The sequence below is a fragment of the Neobacillus sp. C211 genome (assembly GCF_051842875.1).
GTDB lineage: Bacteria > Bacillota > Bacilli > Bacillales > Cytobacillaceae > Neobacillus.
The window spans coordinates 82,609-98,983 of the sequence record NZ_JBPXRO010000002.1 but is presented as its reverse complement, the minus strand read 5'-3'; the positions used below and the strand labels follow the sequence as shown (position 1 = coordinate 98,983).

At 39.3% G+C, this 16,375-nt stretch carries 17 protein-coding genes; 5 read left to right on the top strand and 12 right to left on the bottom strand.

Annotated features, from left to right (window positions below; translation table 11 throughout):
• Positions 1-226: 226 nt before the first annotated feature.
• From ACSU6B_RS02250 to ACSU6B_RS02215, 8 genes are all read right to left on the bottom strand, one after another.
• Positions 227-1,057 (bottom strand): cytochrome c oxidase assembly protein, encoded by an 831-nt coding sequence (locus ACSU6B_RS02250; RefSeq protein WP_410882409.1) that lies wholly within the window; start codon positions 1,055-1,057, stop codon positions 227-229.
• A gap of 189 nt (positions 1,058-1,246) precedes the next feature.
• Entirely contained in the window at positions 1,247-1,849 is a 603-nt protein-coding gene (locus tag ACSU6B_RS02245; protein WP_410882407.1) for an undecaprenyl-diphosphatase, read from the bottom strand.
• A gap of 36 nt (positions 1,850-1,885) precedes the next feature.
• Complete coding sequence (locus tag ACSU6B_RS02240; RefSeq protein WP_410882405.1) at positions 1,886-3,052, bottom strand: MGDG synthase family glycosyltransferase; 1,167 nt, start codon at positions 3,050-3,052, stop codon at positions 1,886-1,888.
• Positions 3,053-3,245: 193 nt separating this feature from the next.
• On the bottom strand, positions 3,246-3,845 hold the full coding sequence (locus ACSU6B_RS02235) for a DedA family protein (protein ID WP_410882403.1): 600 nt from the start codon (positions 3,843-3,845) through the stop codon (positions 3,246-3,248).
• Between the two features lie 8 nt (positions 3,846-3,853).
• Positions 3,854-4,558: a polysaccharide deacetylase family protein gene (locus tag ACSU6B_RS02230; RefSeq protein ID WP_410882401.1), complete on the bottom strand. Its 705-nt coding sequence runs from the start codon at positions 4,556-4,558 to the stop codon at positions 3,854-3,856.
• The gene (locus tag ACSU6B_RS02225) at positions 4,555-5,943 is read right to left on the bottom strand and encodes a sensor histidine kinase (RefSeq protein WP_410882399.1); all 1,389 of its coding nucleotides are present in this window, start codon (positions 5,941-5,943) and stop codon (positions 4,555-4,557) included. Before ACSU6B_RS02225 ends, ACSU6B_RS02230 begins: the two co-directional genes overlap by 4 nt.
• Positions 5,944-5,946: 3 nt before the next feature.
• Complete coding sequence (locus ACSU6B_RS02220) at positions 5,947-6,645, bottom strand: response regulator transcription factor (RefSeq protein ID WP_410882397.1); 699 nt, start codon at positions 6,643-6,645, stop codon at positions 5,947-5,949.
• Between the two features lie 305 nt (positions 6,646-6,950).
• On the bottom strand, positions 6,951-7,547 hold the full coding sequence (locus ACSU6B_RS02215; protein ID WP_410882395.1) for a putative ABC transporter permease: 597 nt from the start codon (positions 7,545-7,547) through the stop codon (positions 6,951-6,953).
• A 210-nt stretch (positions 7,548-7,757) separates the two neighbouring features.
• On the opposite strand from ACSU6B_RS02215, the gene ACSU6B_RS02210 reads away from it, so the two are divergent.
• The 5 genes from ACSU6B_RS02210 (at position 7,758) to ACSU6B_RS02190 (ending at position 11,074) form a co-directional block, all read left to right on the top strand.
• A complete protein-coding gene (locus ACSU6B_RS02210) occupies positions 7,758-8,366 on the top strand; it encodes a TetR/AcrR family transcriptional regulator (RefSeq protein ID WP_410882393.1) in 609 nt (202 codons plus the stop codon).
• 144 nt (positions 8,367-8,510) lie between these two features.
• Positions 8,511-9,236 carry an ABC transporter ATP-binding protein gene (locus ACSU6B_RS02205; protein WP_410882391.1) on the top strand — a complete coding sequence of 242 codons (726 nt, stop codon included), beginning with the start codon at positions 8,511-8,513 and terminating at the stop codon, positions 9,234-9,236.
• Positions 9,233-10,291 (top strand): ABC transporter permease, encoded by a 1,059-nt coding sequence (locus ACSU6B_RS02200; protein ID WP_410882389.1) that lies wholly within the window; start codon positions 9,233-9,235, stop codon positions 10,289-10,291. The genes ACSU6B_RS02205 and ACSU6B_RS02200 overlap by 4 nt, the downstream gene beginning before the upstream one ends.
• Before the next feature lie 138 nt (positions 10,292-10,429).
• Positions 10,430-10,705: a ferritin-like domain-containing protein gene (locus ACSU6B_RS02195; RefSeq protein WP_335711878.1), complete on the top strand. Its 276-nt coding sequence runs from the start codon at positions 10,430-10,432 to the stop codon at positions 10,703-10,705.
• A 24-nt stretch (positions 10,706-10,729) separates the two neighbouring features.
• Positions 10,730-11,074 carry a spore coat protein gene (locus ACSU6B_RS02190; protein WP_410882387.1) on the top strand — a complete coding sequence of 115 codons (345 nt, stop codon included), beginning with the start codon at positions 10,730-10,732 and terminating at the stop codon, positions 11,072-11,074.
• Positions 11,075-11,169: 95 nt separating this feature from the next.
• Here the strand turns inward: ACSU6B_RS02190 and ACSU6B_RS02185 are convergent, their stop codons facing one another.
• The 4 genes from ACSU6B_RS02185 to ACSU6B_RS02170 form a co-directional block, all read right to left on the bottom strand.
• The gene (locus ACSU6B_RS02185) at positions 11,170-11,766 is read right to left on the bottom strand and encodes an NADPH-dependent FMN reductase (protein WP_410882385.1); all 597 of its coding nucleotides are present in this window, start codon (positions 11,764-11,766) and stop codon (positions 11,170-11,172) included.
• Between the two features lie 294 nt (positions 11,767-12,060).
• The gene (locus ACSU6B_RS02180) at positions 12,061-13,254 is read right to left on the bottom strand and encodes a PDZ domain-containing protein (RefSeq protein WP_410882383.1); all 1,194 of its coding nucleotides are present in this window, start codon (positions 13,252-13,254) and stop codon (positions 12,061-12,063) included.
• Positions 13,255-13,421: 167 nt separating this feature from the next.
• A complete protein-coding gene (locus tag ACSU6B_RS02175) occupies positions 13,422-14,876 on the bottom strand; it encodes a S41 family peptidase (protein ID WP_410882381.1) in 1,455 nt (484 codons plus the stop codon).
• 151 nt (positions 14,877-15,027) lie between these two features.
• Positions 15,028-16,314, bottom strand: coding sequence for a murein hydrolase activator EnvC family protein (locus ACSU6B_RS02170; RefSeq protein ID WP_410882379.1), 1,287 nt, complete (start codon positions 16,312-16,314; stop codon positions 15,028-15,030).
• Positions 16,315-16,375 lie beyond the last annotated feature (61 nt).

Genomic DNA, 16,375 nt, shown 5'->3' with positions numbered 1-16,375 from the left:
TGAAAAAAGCCGTCCAATGATGGACAGTCCCATAATGGATGCAACAATAAAAGCCAGCCAAATGAGCTTCCGCTCTTGTTTTTTGTAAATAAAAATCCCACCTAATCTTTTGGCTAATTTAATTAATTAAGCACACTTCTTACATACCATTCCCAAAATTATGGCGGAATATATTTAACGGCACCGGAAAGTATCCGCACACAGAAAAAATAGTGGGAAGTGCCGGTCAGTCAACAATTCCCACCACATTCCCACTATTCATTTTTTTACCAAGACGAACGGTCAAGGTTAATCCAAATTTATGCATTCCCAACATTAGGATTCCCGCAAACAATTGATCAAGTCTTGTATTAAATGGTGATGGCAGTATATTGAGAGAACTTAATTGAGAAGGAGAGATACAAAGGTTTGCGGTTAGTTGTGTAAGAAGCGGATTATTCAATCCACCAATAAAGGCAGTTAATATGAAAAGCAAACAGGCAGGCATTAATACAAGCCCGCTCAATAATAGATAACGTTTATTTTGCCCTTTTGAACCATACTTCTTCGAGTCGGGAGAGGCTATTGGGCCCCACATCCTAAAAGAAAGGACAAACAGCACAAATAGGTACCCATTATGGACAAACGAATTTTGAGTGAGAGTCATTAAAACTACTGGGAAATGGTACATCAAGAACATTGCGCCAAAAGCATAAAGTGCAGCAATTGGCGGTAAGAAAAACTTGCTTACTCTTACAAAGATGGAGAGATGACGAATTTGCTGGAGAAATGAATCTGGAATTCCTAATAAAAATAGAGGTGGGATAATAAAGTATAAAATGCTCATTTGCAGCATGTGCAAACTATACGACAAGTGACTTATGGCTTCAAATGGACTGCCAAAGGTTCCGTACATAATGCTTAAACTGAGGAAAAAAAGCAGGGGTTGTTTTTGATGAAGCTTTATTTTTGTAAAAGAAAGTACTAAGACTACATATAAAACCGCTATACAAATGAGGCAAGCTAGTAATGGTGTATTCCACAACGATTGACCTTCCAACAACATCGCATAGAACATGATATCCTCCTTCCTACTCTGGGGATATATACTTTTTAAGCGAGCAATTAACTTTAGATTTTATGACAGTTTAGCTGATTTATGACAAAAAAGAAGAACCTTAGTGGCTCTTCCTTTTCCATATTCAGTTTTACATTCAAAGCAAAGTCCCTCTTTAACGCATACAAAGCCGCTGCCTCGTTCGGCTTTCTATCTTTTTCTGACTAGACGGTTCTTTTTCAAAAGATTACTCTCAATTTTCTCATAGTACTTAATTAACCAAAGGATTACTTTGTTTATTTCCTCGAATCGAACTAGTAGGAAATGGATGGCAAAAGCTACACTTGTCCCTATGAGCATTCCTGCTACCACATCTAAAGGATAATGTACTCCTGTCCAAACACGGGACAGAGCAATGCCTGCAGCCAATACCAACCACAACCAGCCGTCACGTTTTTTCCAAATCCAAATGGCCGTCGCAATCACGAATGCGGCAGTCGCGTGGTCACTTGGAAACGAGGCGTTTTTCACATGAGGGATTAACCAGTTTACATGATGGGTGACAAAAGGACGATTCCGGTAAAAAAAGTGACCTATTTCTCCATTTATACTTAGCGCAACGCACGCGGCCAGGATTGCTTCAATAACCATTTTTCGGTTTTGTGATTTATGATAAAACCAATAAAAAATGATTCCCGCAAAAAATAAATACTCTGCTTTTTCTGCTAAAAATATCATTAGTGGGTTTAAAAATCGCTCACTTATTGCAAGGTGATTTATTATTTGAAAGATACCATAGTCTATGTGAGACATCTTAACTAACCTCCAGATTCATGTGTTTCAACAAACTTAAATTCTCAAAGGAGAAGAATATCTAACCAATCTCGACTGTCTGCTGCTCGTCTTTTGGTCAAGGATTGTTTCTATCAACCCCACGATATTTTCCGGCTTCTCTAGCTCAATTCCCTGCTGGTAAGCATCAATAGCATCCTCCCAGCCTTTCATTTTTTTCTGGTTCGTTAAAACACTAAGCAGCTGTTTTTCCAATGGAGTGCTCTGATCAAGATCAAACACTAGCTCTTTCCGCTTTAAATATAGGAGATTTATTTCCTCCTGCCCTGGAAGTGCAGAATGAACAAAGATTGGCAGTCTTTTTCGGATTGCTTCACTTATAGTGACTCCACCCGGTTTTGAAATTATCGCATCCACTTCTTCATACAGTAAATTCATTTCTGATCTTGATGAAAGATAGGTTAATGGTTTGATATGCTCTAAATCCCACGAAAGAATTTCATCATAAAGCTTCTTGTTATTACCACACAATACCAAGAAGTCTAAGTTTGAGGAGAGTTTTAACTCTTCCGCTAGTTTCAAAATCCCGCCCAAACCGCTATTTCCTCCAGATAATAAGATTTTGAGACGCTCATTTTCGTGTTTCCGATAGAGGGTTTTCGTAATTTCTTCATGGACAGGAATACCAGTGACCATCAGCCGTTGGTTCGTGGTTTGATATTTTCTGCTTAGTTTTCGTTTGATCTCTTGGCTAGGGAGAAAATGAAGATCGATCCCCTCTCTTCCCCAAACACTATTAATAAAGAAATCTGTGTAAACGTTAATAATCGGTATGTCGCATTTTCCCTTCATTTTTAACTTACTAAGAAGATAAGAAGGGAACCCATGCGTACATACAAGTAAATCTGGTTTTTCCTCTGTTAACAATTGCTCCATTTTCTTCAAAAAGAGCGGTTGATACCATTTAAAGGAATGTTTTTTAGTTGGTGATACGTAAAAAAAGCTTTTATAGGCAAGATTATACGTTTCTGGCGCGTAGCGGATCCAATTAAGATAGCCATTTGTAATCACTTTTTCTAACGATTTATTTGTATAACTTAACAAGTCGATTTTTTTAAATGTAAGATCATCTGTATGATTTTTTAACAGATCCATTAATGCCTCAGCAACTTGATGATGTCCCGATTGCATTTGTAAGAGTGGTAAAAACAAAATCTTCTTCACTTATTCCATCTCCTGTTCTACTAGAAATCGAACTTTGAAAATGATGATTTCTAAATTACCCTTTCAATGTATCACTCATTTCTTAAAAAACTCGTTTTTTAATGGATTTTTAATCTTACCTTCAGCTTTTTTTTAGCTTGGTCAAAAAACAAAAACCTGAAAATGCCTTTTCAGGTTTTTGTTTTATTTTCTCCTATTCAGCTGATGCAGTTCTTTTCCTTTTTATATACTTAAGTATGACAAATAGCAGAAAAAGAATGAAAAATACCATTCCTAAATATGGAATATAGTCTGGATTTATATGAAATACCTTTCCAGCATAATAGCCTCCTACAATAAAAGGGATGGTCCAGAGAAGAGTGCCTAGCAGGGAAAAAAGGAAAAACCGCCGAAATGGAATGTTTGTAATCCCAGCAAAATACGGACTGATCTGCCTAATACCTGGCAGATAAAAACCGATAACGATTGTTTTGCGTACATTTTTCGTATATATACGACTTACTTTTTCCCAACGGTCATCGCTTATGCCGACATACTTACCGAATTTTTTTATAAACGGGGACCCTGCATATTTTCCAATCGAATAGGCTGTTTGCATTCCAATAAACGCTCCGAGAATGGAACTTAGTATGGCTAGCCCTATTGAGAGCTTATGATGAAAACTCAGCACGCCGATTAAAAAGAGCAGCGATTCTTCAGGAGCAGGAATGCCCACAATACCAAAGAATAAAAAGAGAAAAATGACTAGGTAACCATATATATTAATATAATTAATAATTGTCTCTACATTCATAGCAGCCTCTAAAAGTTCACTTCTTTTAATGGGATAAATTTTGTGCCCTTATTTACATTTTCCTGTAAATAGATTTCCAAGCACTTTAGCATATAACGGGGAGCTAGCCTATCGGCACCCAAGGTTTCCCCACAATCATGAAGCAACAATACAGAGCCTGCTTCTGTCGTTTGGAGCAATTCTTCAAGCAGGCCGTTTTTACCCTTCGCTACCTTCCAATCACCGAAGATATGCGACCACATAATCACTTTATATCGCTTGCTCAAAAATAGGCTGGCACTATTAAAGCTCCCCCATGGCGGCCGGTAAAAGGTTACTGCTTCATTGGTGCAATCTTTGATTGCCTGTTCTGTCATTTGCAGTTGTTTTTTCAAGTGAAAGGGGGAAAGAATCCAACTCGAAATATGGTTATAATGATGAATTCCAATTGTATGTCCTTCCTGACTCATCCGTTTAATAATGGCAGGATAGGCTTTCACTTTACTGCCAACCACAAAAAAGGATGCCTTTACACCGTACTTTTTCAAAAGATCAAGTAATTGTGGTGTGTATTCAGGATTGGGGCCATCATCAAACGTTAATGCAATAGCTGGAGCATTTATTGTTTTGATGATTCCCCGCTCGCTCCTACGTATGAGGAGGGTTGGCAATATGGAATAGATAAGAAACAAAATGAATAAAAGAATAACACTTACTATCAATATTTTAATCACTCGAAAAACATTTCCTTTCCAACTTTACGTTTGGGTAAGAACAACTCCACCTCTGTTCCCACTCCCTCCGTACTTTTTACGATAATTTCCCCTTGATGCTGCTTCATAATATTTTTGGCAATCGACAAGCCTAACCCTGTCCCTCCTGTCTCCCTGCTTCGTGCCTTGTCCACCCGGTAAAACCGTTCAAAGACATTCTCTATTTCACACTCAGGTATGCCGATTCCGTAATCCTTTACCGTAATAATCGTCAATTGTTCCTTATCCTGTAAGTACACATCTATTTTATCTGTACTATATTTAATTGCGTTATCGATTAAGATTATCATTGCCTGCTTTAGCTTGACTTCATCCGCCATAACCGTAATGGCGGGTTCTTGGTAATGGAGGTTAATTTCCCTCTTATAAGCACTTTTAAGCTGCTTGAAGATATTCTCGCACAAGGAAACTAAATTGATTACTTTTGGTTCTAAAAGATGACCTGATTCTGTATCGGCTAAATCAAGAAACCTTTCAGTCATTTTTTGAATTCTTGTTGCTTCTGAATGAATCGATTCAATCGCATCATGGGCAACCTCTTCATTTTTTAACCCCCGTCTTAATAGTAGGTCTGCATAACTCTTGATCACAGTAAGCGGGGTCTTCAATTCATGTGAAGCATCCGAAATAAATTGCCGCTGTTTTTCGAGATTTGCCTCTAATCTGCCAATCATCCGATTAAACGTAACGGCCAATTTTTGCAATTCATCCTTTGTCTCATGTTGGATGATGATCTTTTTCGGGATCCCGCTTTTTTCAATATCCTCCATGGTGTTAATCATATTAGAGATAGGTTTCATAATCAGATTTGACAACCATCTACCACCGAGCAGTGATAATACCGCACCTAAAATGGTACAAAAGACAAGAATGGAAAGTAATAAGTCTTTTCCTGTTTCCAATCCCACTAATTTCTCCCCGAACTCTAGTGTTCCTACTACATGGCCATTTGATTGGATTGGCACCCTGACAATGGCAATTTGTTCTTCTTGATGTTTAAGTCTAATGGTCCGCCTTTCCGTACCTTTTTCAGTAGTGAATTGTGGTTTTATTTTAGCCGCTAATTTCGGATCATTCGTTACTTGATTAACTATTTTCGAATCTGGCTGAACGATCCTTATAAAGGACTGGTTCGTTAGATATGGGGTTAATTTTTCTTTAATAACCGCTAGAGAATCTTCCTTGTTGATTTCGTTTATCAAATAATCAGCCTTTTGAAGTAGTTCACCATCTTCCATATTGACAGTAATCTTCATAAATGAAAAAAAGACAACCGCATTCACAGCAAGTAACATACATAAAATCCATGCCGTAGTAATAAGATTTATTTTTGTGGTAATCTTCATTTGTTAATTCTCCCTTATGGTATAACCAATGCCCCTTACCGTCTGAATAATCGTTGGGTCAGAAAAACCTTCTTCCATTTTCTTTCGTAAATGTCTGATAAACACATCGATGACATTGGTTTCCCCTTCATATTCATAGCCCCAAACATGAAGGAGGATGCTCTCTCTCGTGACAATTCTATTTTTATTGGATAGCAAATAAACGAGTAAATCGAATTCCTTGGGAGTTAACGTGATGGAAGTCTCCCCCCTTTTGACCTCTCTTGTATCCAGATTAACAGTTAAATCCCTTATATCTAATAAGGAGTCATTCGATTGTGATGCCATGACTGCGATGGTACTTTGACGAAGGCAAGAACGAATTCTTGCCAATAATTCCTCGATTTCAAATGGCTTGGTGATATAATCATTCGCCCCTTGATCGAGTCCTGCTACCTTGTCCATGGTCATATTGCGGGCTGTTAATAAAATAACAGGGATGAGGTCATTCTCTTTTCGTATTTTTCTTAAAACCTCAATGCCATTCATTTCAGGCAGCATAACATCCAATAAAATTAAATCCAATTTTTCATGTAAGGCTGCCTGCAATCCCGATTTCCCATCATAAGCAACATGTACTTCGTATCCCTCATACTCCAGTTCGATCTTTAATATCTTGGCGATCTGTTTTTCATCCTCTACAACCAAAATCCGCTGTTTCATCGTCACCCCTCCTTTATATGGCATGAACCTAGGTTACAAATTTACATATTTTATAAAACCATCTTATTTTTTTAGAAATGATCTACTTCAATTTAGCATGATTTCTGCTTAGTTTTCTTTTTTTCATTGAATTTTAATCTTTTATTCAGATCACACCTGCCACGATCATTTGTCGATTTAATTAAAATATCAAATCTATTTGCTCAAATTCATCATCCATGGCCATGTATGATGATTGACGTATTAAAGCAAAAAACTCCTTCTTATATGTTACGGAAGGAGTTTTTTCATATGGTGTCAGGCGCCTATTGGATTGGATTGGTTGGTTCATCGGTAATAAGGTCCTGCAATGAATGTTTCCGGATGGCTAATACAAGATCGGCAAGGAAGTATAATCCTACTGCAGACCAGACCCAGGCCCAATATGGTTCAATTTCTCCGTACATAGATGCAACTGCAGGATGGATCCATTTTATGCAAAGAAGGGAAAGGATACTCCAGCAGGCCGAGAAAGGCAAACAAATATGTCCATGAAGCTGCAAGGGTGAATCGGAATAGTCCCACCATTGCCGGTTAAAAAGCTTTAGTAATAATGCTCCCGTCACATATTCCACCATGGTGGGGATCAAGCAGCAGAGGAGGATTACCACCAGCCAATTTGTTTCTGGTGAAATCAAAAAATATACCAGGAGGATAGGGGTAAAGCCGTACATCGGTTTAAATGGTCCAAATAAAAAATTCGGCTTAAAAAACTCCTGTTTAGTGAAAAAGTTATAACTGTTTTCGAGCAGCCAGCCTAACCATGAGTAGACTGTAAAATAAAAAACGATTGTTGCCGCTCCTTCAAGATTAAAAATATCCGGATTTTGAAACTCAATACCATTCAACAAGTTAAAGATCATGGCTAAACCACCTTTCATGGATAAGAATTTCCCATTTTAGGTTTAACAGCCACGCTGGCAAATATACAAAAAAATTCCTACTTCAAAAAAGGAATCCCCTTTTGTTTATTCAAGAAAATTAATGTACACGATGTTTATTAACATCCACGATGTATATTATAATTTGTTTGACAGGTATGGCAATTAACAATTTTCAAGGAGGGATTTGACATGTCGGAAAAGTCAACAGATAGGCGGATCGTACGGACGAAGCGATTAATTCGTGATGCTCTAACAGAGCTAATGGAGGAAAAAGGCTTTGAAGGAATTACGGTTCGTGATTTAACGAAAAAAGCGGATATTAATCGGGGTACTTTCTATCTCCACTATCGTGATAAATATGATTTGTTGGAGCAGAGTGAGGCTCAGATATTAAATGAAATTGAAAAAATGACCCAAGAGATAAATCCAAATGATTTCTTGAATTTTAATAGTGAAAATGATCCATTTCCCTTCATCATTAACCTATTTGAGTTTTTCCATGAGAATTCAAGTTTTATGAAAGTGATTTTGGGTCCCAAAGGTGACGCATCCTTCCAAGGAAAATTGCGAGATATCATTAAAAAGACCTTTTTCCAACATATTATGTCAAAGATAAATGGGGAAGAAATGCTTGTCCCCGTAGAATATCTATTTTCCTATGTCAGCTCTGCCCACCTCGGTGTGATTCAGCACTGGCTAGAAAGCGGGATGGAAAAACCGCCGCGTGAAATGGCGATGATCTTATCGCGGATCACATTATTAGGCCCAAGGCATGTTACCGGGTTGATAAAAAATTAGGCTGCCTTTTTTCAAAAGTAAATGAACACTTTGTTAACTAGTGGATCATAATCAACACATTGTTGTTTTTTGTTTATTGCTTATCTTTCACTGAGTTGTAAAATAAAATCATAAGCGCGTCAACAATCCTAGGGGGAATGATTGATGGATTCAACCATAAAAGTAGAAGAAGTCAGCAAAAGCTTTGGAAAAAAAACCGTTTTAAATGACGTCAACTTAAAGATCGAGAAAGGGCAATTATTTGGGTTGATTGGACCTTCAGGGGCCGGGAAAACCACCCTTGTCAAAATGATTGTTGGCATGGATAAGGCGGATACCGGATCGATTCATGTATTAGATAAGAAAATGCCAAATCTTGCTTTACTTCAGGAAATTGGTTATATGGCCCAAGCGGACGCCTTGTATGGCGAATTAACAGGTGAAGAAAATCTGAAGTTTTTCGCTTCGCTATTCGGGTTAAATAAAGAAGCACAGAAAAAGCGAATCACTTATGTTTCCAACTTAGTAAACCTGACAGACGACTTAAAGAAACGGGTAGCTGCTTATTCTGGGGGCATGAAACGGCGCTTATCCCTAGCGATTGCTTTAATTCAAGACCCTAAAATATTAATTTTAGATGAACCAACTGTCGGCATAGATCCCGAATTAAAGTTATCGATTTGGAAAGAATTTTTACGTTTGAAAAATGAAGAGCAAAAAACAATCATTGTCACCACTCATGTTATGGATGAAGCGGTGAAATGCGATTATGTTGCTATGGTCCGCGACGGCCGCATTTTAACGAGTGGAACGCCAGCAGAATTAAAGGTGTTCTACGGGACAGACGATTTTGATGAGGTATTCTTAAAGGCAGGGGTGAAACAATCATGAGAGTTCTTGCGCTAATTAAAAGAATTTGTCAGCAGATGTTTCGGGACAAACGCACCTTAGCCTTGTTATTTGTGGCACCACTACTAATTCTGACCTTGATGTACTTTTTATTCAATGGCAACACCGTCAATCCAAAATTAGGTGTCGCGGGCGTTAATAGTGGGTTAACAACCGCCTTTAAAAAGGCAGACATTAACCTTAAAGTATACAAGTCAGTAACAAATCATACCATTCTAAATGACGACCTTGACGGACTGCTGCAGCAGGAAAATGGAAAAATAAAGCTGATACTTCTGAATGACGATCCTACAAAAGCAAAAGCGCTGCAAATGAAGGTAAATCAAGTAATCTCGGCACAGTTCCAAGCACAGATTATGATGCAAAGCTCCGGAAAAGCGCTTGCGATGACACCGAAAAGTATCGATATAAACTACGTTTATGGTGACTCAGACACTGTCTTTTTTGATGTGTTAAGTCCGATCTTAGTTGGTTTCTTTGTCTTCTTTTTCGTCTTTATTATTTCAGGAATCGGATTATTACGCGAGCGCACAACGGGCACATTGGAACGGCTGATGTCTACTCCTATTCGGAGATGGGAGATCGTTACCGCCTATTTAGTTGGCTATGGAATATTCGCAGTGATTCAAACAATGATCGTTGTTTTCTATGCTATCAATGTATTAGATATCGTCCTTGTCGGGTCGATATGGAATGTGCTCCTCATTAATTTAGTCTTAGCTTTGGTGGCACTCTCGCTTGGAATCCTGTTATCGACCTTCGCAGCCTCAGAATTCCAAATGATTCAATTTATCCCGATTGCAGTCATACCACAAATATTTTTTGCAGGAATTTTCCCGCTTGAAGGGATGGCCGATTGGTTACAGGCAGTTGCGAAGGTAATGCCTATGTACTACGCAGGTGACGCATTAAAAGGTGTGATGTATAAAGGGTTTAGTTTGAGTGATATAAGCGGGGACCTTCTTGCCTTAGTGATCTTCGCCGCTATTTTCATTGTTTTGAATATCTTTTCATTGAAAAAATATCGATCCTTATAATCAGGTGACAGCCAAAGGAAGCACATCCTTTGGTTTTTTTATGTAAAAAAAGTGTCTCCCTAGAAGGTTTCAGAATAACGGATGAGCCGTTTGTTCATTCTAAACAATGAAGTATAAATCTAATTAAAGGAGACCATCATGGATCAAACACAAACACAAATACCTATTCCGAATCCGCCTCGCGCGATTACAACTAAAGACTTAATGTATTTAAAAGATGCTTTATCGTGGGAGCTTCTGGCGTTTAAAAAGTTCCATTCCCTAGCACAAAACGCCGAAAATCCAACCTTCAAGCAGGCGCTTGATAAGGCTGGGAGGATGCACCAGGATCATTTTAATCGATTGCTTCCTCACCTGCAAGTGAACAATAATCAAGCAATGGCGAACATACCAAGTCCTTCACAAGTCAACTAAACACCATCATGAGGAGGTAGAACCGTGCAAAACCAACAAGCGCAAAACAATAACCAAATCGCTAATCCGCAAACCGGACAATTGCCAAAAGTTAAAGGACCAAATATGAATGACCGTGACTACTTGAATGATGGGCTCAGTACTTGTAAATATTTAACGGATAGCTTGAACATTGCCGTTCGTGAAGCAAGTCATGAACAACTTCATACTGATATCCTACAAATTTTAAACGAGACGCACCAAAGCTGCCGCGAGCTGTATAGCCTGATGTTCCAAAATGGCTGGTACAAACTTGAAGCCGAGGAACAGCAAAAGCTTGACCAGGCCTATCAACAATATAGTAATTATTCAACCCAATTTCCTTATTAACGCAACCTGGCATCCTTGAAGCCAGGTTCTTCCCTATTCAACTGTTTTCAAAATACAACAAAGGGGGATGAATCATCATCCCCCCCTCTTGGTTATTATCGAATTGTTTTTAATGCTCCGCTCCAACTATTCACTTCGTCAAGCATATTATTTACATTTGTAAGGTGTAATTCAGCTGGCTTGAATACACTGCCGTTTTCAAAGTCTGTAAATAATGACAAAGTTGGGTGTGTACGAACATCCGCCACTTTCAATTCGCCTAGAATACCACGTAAATGTTCAGCCGCACGAGCTCCGCCTGTTGAACCATAGCTTACGATTCCTGCAGCTTTGTCATTCCATGCTTCACGTGCAAAATCAAGGGCATTTTTTAATGCACCAGTGATGCTGTGGTTATATTCTTGAACAATGAATACAAAGCCATCTAAGTTAGCAAGTTTTCCATTCCATTCAGCGATACCAGGTTCTGAACCGTCAGTTGTACCTAAGAATGGTAAATTGAAGTCCGCGATATCAACGATTTCATAGTTTGCATCGCCGCGTTTGTCGGCAATCCCTTTCACCCATTCCCCTACTTGTGGGCTTACTCGTCCTTGACGTGTGCTACCTAAAATAATACCAATGTTTAATTTTGTCATTGTTTTTTCCTCCTTTGTTGTTGAATCACCAAATAGTCTACCTAAAAAACCCAACTTCAACACCACCTATAAAATTTTTTATCTAAAGAGTTACGTAGTGTTCATGAATAAACAAAACACTTTTTGGCAGGACATTATCCTACTCAATATTACAGTGTAATCTTGAATTGGAATATTATTAATTAATATATCTCTAATTCAAAGTAATTTTATAATATAAAATGCATCTTGTCAACGAAATAATCTTATTTGTTTTTTACACAATTAGATTACCCAATAAAGAACATAAAAAACCACTTAGCAATTTTTGGCTAAGTGGTTTTTTGAATATGGTGTCAGGCACCATCGTTATCCTATTTTCTCATCATACTTGCGCTCATCCTGAACAAAGAGGATGCCCAGTTCGTGGTGGTCACCTTCGTAAAGGGCACGTTGGAGGAAGCGGATCTCTCCATTAGTATCAAGGACCTCTAGCTTGCAGTGCGCACGATTTTTTTGCAGGGCTTCGTAGAACACCTTTTCATCACGAACCAACAGTCCATTTGCTTTTGAGATGATTTCACCAACCTGCAGACCCATTTTACTTGCAGGGGACTCAGGGATGACTCCAATAATCATCAGGCCTTGATTTTTTTTTGAAAAATAAAACGGGAGATTATCATCCTTCATCATTGTCATTAATGTAATCAATTCACGGCCAAGGACAGCCAGAGCCGCTACCACGATCGAGCTGAGCGGCAACCAATAGCCTGCGACAGAAAGTAATGTAACGAAAACCCCAAGGGCGATTACTCGGCGTCCATGAAGCTCAATGGCAACTTTGGGCAGCATCCCTTTGACTTTCTGGTGAAAGCCAATTGCAAATGGCACCAGAATTAGTGAGTACTCTTGTGATCCCAGATGAAAGACTGGCCACCAATCGAATGGAAGTTGCAGTGCATTACCTGGTATAAGTAAGAACAACGGAAGCATCCAGAGGCGCTTTCCTTCATGCAACCCTACGTTTTGACCGCGTTTGCTTTTGGCAAGTTTAGGAGAGGTCCCCTTTCCGCCGTTTTTAAAAATTAGGATTCCTTCTGCAATTAACATCATTCCTAGCACAACGACAACAGAAGGATAAACCTTGTCACCCAGTGCTTGAAACGACTTCGTAAAGAGCGGGATCGACCAACTATTCTCAGCAATCAATATAATCGCGAAAAAGGCAGCCCCAATTGTATATGCAGGTGATATCCATCGAACATTTGTTGTCAGTGACCACAAAAACGTAAAGACAGCAATCAGTAGAATTGTTGCAAATGGAACGGCGATGCCTGCCGCAACAACAATAATAGAAAGAACCAGTCCGATCAGAACTCCCAGCGGAAATAACTGGCGGAGTTCAAAATAGGCATCATGTGCCCGAATGTGAAAGTTTTTCCGCTCACGCTTCACTCTTGTAACGCCTAAAATCCCTGTTAGGAAAACAAGATAGTATAAAACAGGATGAAGAAATAACTTGCCTGTCCCTTTTAGAAGTTCCGCAAGCCATGTTTCCACCATTTCCTGCCACCTGCCTCTATTAATTCTAGTAATTTCATAAAAAAATCTCTTAAAGATTATTTTACCAAATTAGAACCATAAAACATATTACTAGTTTTTAGAAAATGGCAAAAATGTTGTAACAGTTACTACCCAAAAAGAAAAACAGAGGCTAAAGCCCCTGTTTACTATTTGGTAATTAATCTCAATGCCGTTTGCAGCTGGAGATCGTTTTTTTCTTTTTTCATTTCAACAATCGCAGCTTCTTCAAGTTTGGCAGCTGTTTTGGGGCCGATTTTTCCTGTCGGATTCATGTTAACATGAAGTTGGAAGCCTTTTACGGCCATGGTCGTTTCCTTGCTGAAGTATCCATCCGTCCGACCTGGGGCAAATCCTAAACCAGCCAACACTTCTTGAGCATTCTTAACCTGCTCATTGTTCATATCCTCTTCCAGTGTCTCTTCCACTTGAATGGGATGGGTGGCGAATATGGCCGGTTGCTTAACGGCCACATCTGGTTGGATTCCCTTTTTGTGGATCCAATTTCCATCTGGGGTCAGCCATTTAAATAACGTTAACTTGATATTGCTGCCATCCCCCATTGGGACAGCTTGTTGAACCGTGCCTTTTCCAAACGTTGTTTCTCCGATGAGCTGGTAACCTGCCGCCTCTTGCAGTGAACCTGCGAGAATTTCCGATGCGGAGGCACTGCCTTTGTTGACAAGGACAAGCACTGGATAATCCTTTTTCTTCGATAGCGTCGAGAAGTAACGTTTTTTCTTACCGTTTCGCTGTTGGATTTGGACATACGGCTTATCCTTTGGTACAAATTCTTTTAAAATCTCACCGACACTATCCAGAAGGCCGCCAGGGTTTCCACGTACATCAATAATTAACCCTTTAATATCATTGTTTTCGAGGGACGATAATTCCTTTTCAAAATCCGCGGCCGTATCTTCAGAGAAGGAGGTTAATTCAATATAGCCAACCTTTTTGCCATCCTGCTTCTTAATGGAAGCATGTACGGTCTCAAGTGGAATTTCATCACGTGTGACATCAATGGCTAGTGGATCTTTTAACCCTTTTCTCGCAATCATTAATTGAACCGTTGTGCCTTTTTTGCCGCGGATTTTTAGCGTTGCTTTATTCAAGTCAAGTCCTTCCACACTTTTTCCATTCACCTTTAATATTTGATCATTCGGCTTGATGCCTGCTTTTTCAGCGGGGGAATTTTTGAATGGTGAGACAATCACAATTTTCCCATCGACCATTCCAACTTCGGCTCCAATCCCTTCGAATGAGGATTCCAAAGTTTGTGTGAATTGTTTGGCTGTTTCCTTGTCCATATAGACGGAATACGGATCCTTTAAGACTGAAAGCATCCCTTGGATCGCACCCTCTACTAATTTATCCTGATCCACTTTTTCAACATACCTGCTTAAAATAAGGTCATAGGCCTGCTCTACTTTTTCAAGATCAGCTGTATTTTCTTCGGGAATTATTTGATTATCTTTTGATGATTGCACTAACTCAAGCTTCTTGTTTCCGATTTTATCATCTAATAACTGCATTCCTGCATATGTGCCCCCCGCTCCTGTCAGAAGCGAACCCGTCATCAACAGGGCAATCCATCTACGATTCATCCCAATCCTCCTCGAGTTAAAAATGCGTGTCCTATCTATTTTTATAACAAGGCTCCAAATTCCTGCCCGAATATTAACTTATATGTTAGGAGTGGACGAGTTATGATTGAATAAAAAAATGGAAGAAGTATGAACTTCTCCCATTTCATTATTATAGCGGTACAATCCCTGATGGATTGATTGCCGCATGATATTGCCAACGCCCTTTGTATAGTTCAAAGTGTAAGTGCTGACCTCTGGAATCACCCGTGTTACCCATAACACCGATTTGTTGTCCTTTTTTCACGGTTGCACCTGCTCCCACCAAACTTCTTCTCATATGTGCGTAAACGGTGGTATAGGTTTGACCATTGATGTTATGCAAAATATACACTACGTTTCCATAACTTGATGAGTAATGCGAAACATATACTTCCCCATCTGCAGCAGCGACTATTGGTACATTATCGCCCGGTTTTGCGATGTCAAAACCATAGTGGAATGATCCACCACGGGCTCCAAAGGTCGAAGTAATGACCCCAGGAGCTGGTCTTGTGAAGCTGCCACTTGACACCTTTGGTGCAGAAGATGATGCACTGCTTCCACTTGAAGTAGAAGAGGTCCCGCTGCTTCCACTTTTAGATTGATTACTTTTAGCTTGAGCCGCTTCCCTTGCCTGACGCTCACGCTCATTTTGGATTGACCTTTTAATGGCTGCCTCTTGAGCCGCAAGGATTTGCTCTCTCTCCTGCATATCCAGCATACCTTCATGTGCTTCTTCTTCCTGATCTTTCAGGCTAGCTAATAGTTTTTCTTTTTCTTTCTTTTGTGCACTTAATTGCTGGTTCATATTTTTTAAGTCTACTAGCATCTTCTGGAGGCTAGCAAGGTTCGTTTCTACTTGCGTTTGTTTCTCAAGAAGTTCCTTTTTGTCGGCCTCATGCTGTTCTAAAATATTCTGGTCCGCCTGCACGATGGTTGCTACTGCGTTTGCACGATCAATGAAATCATTAAAGCTTGTGGATCCCATTATCACATCCAAATAACTAACCATTCCTCCATTCTCTTGGTAACTGCGGGCCCGTTCCTTCAAAAGCACATTACGCTTTTGAATTCGCTCCTTGATGACTTTTGTTTCAGCTTGGAGTTTAGCCACTTCGGCCTTCGTATTTTTAATCTTCTCAGTTTTATCATTTATTTTGTCAGTTGTATCATCAATCGCAAAGTCAAGGCGTTTCTTTTCACTCTTTACATCTGCCTGCTGACTTTGTAATGTTTTAATCTTATCGTTTGCTGAATTTATATCGGCTTTTATATTGGAACGTTGGTCCTGAATTTTAGTTTGTTCACCTTTCAATCCGGAAATCGATTCGGCTTCTGTTTTAACTGTTACTCCGCCAAAAATTGTTCCCAGCCCGACCGTCGTTGCAACGGCAATAGTAATTACTGATTTCTTCATTTCCGATTTTTCCTCCCATTATCTCTATGTACAGGTTGAATCGTTCTTTATCTTTGTGTGA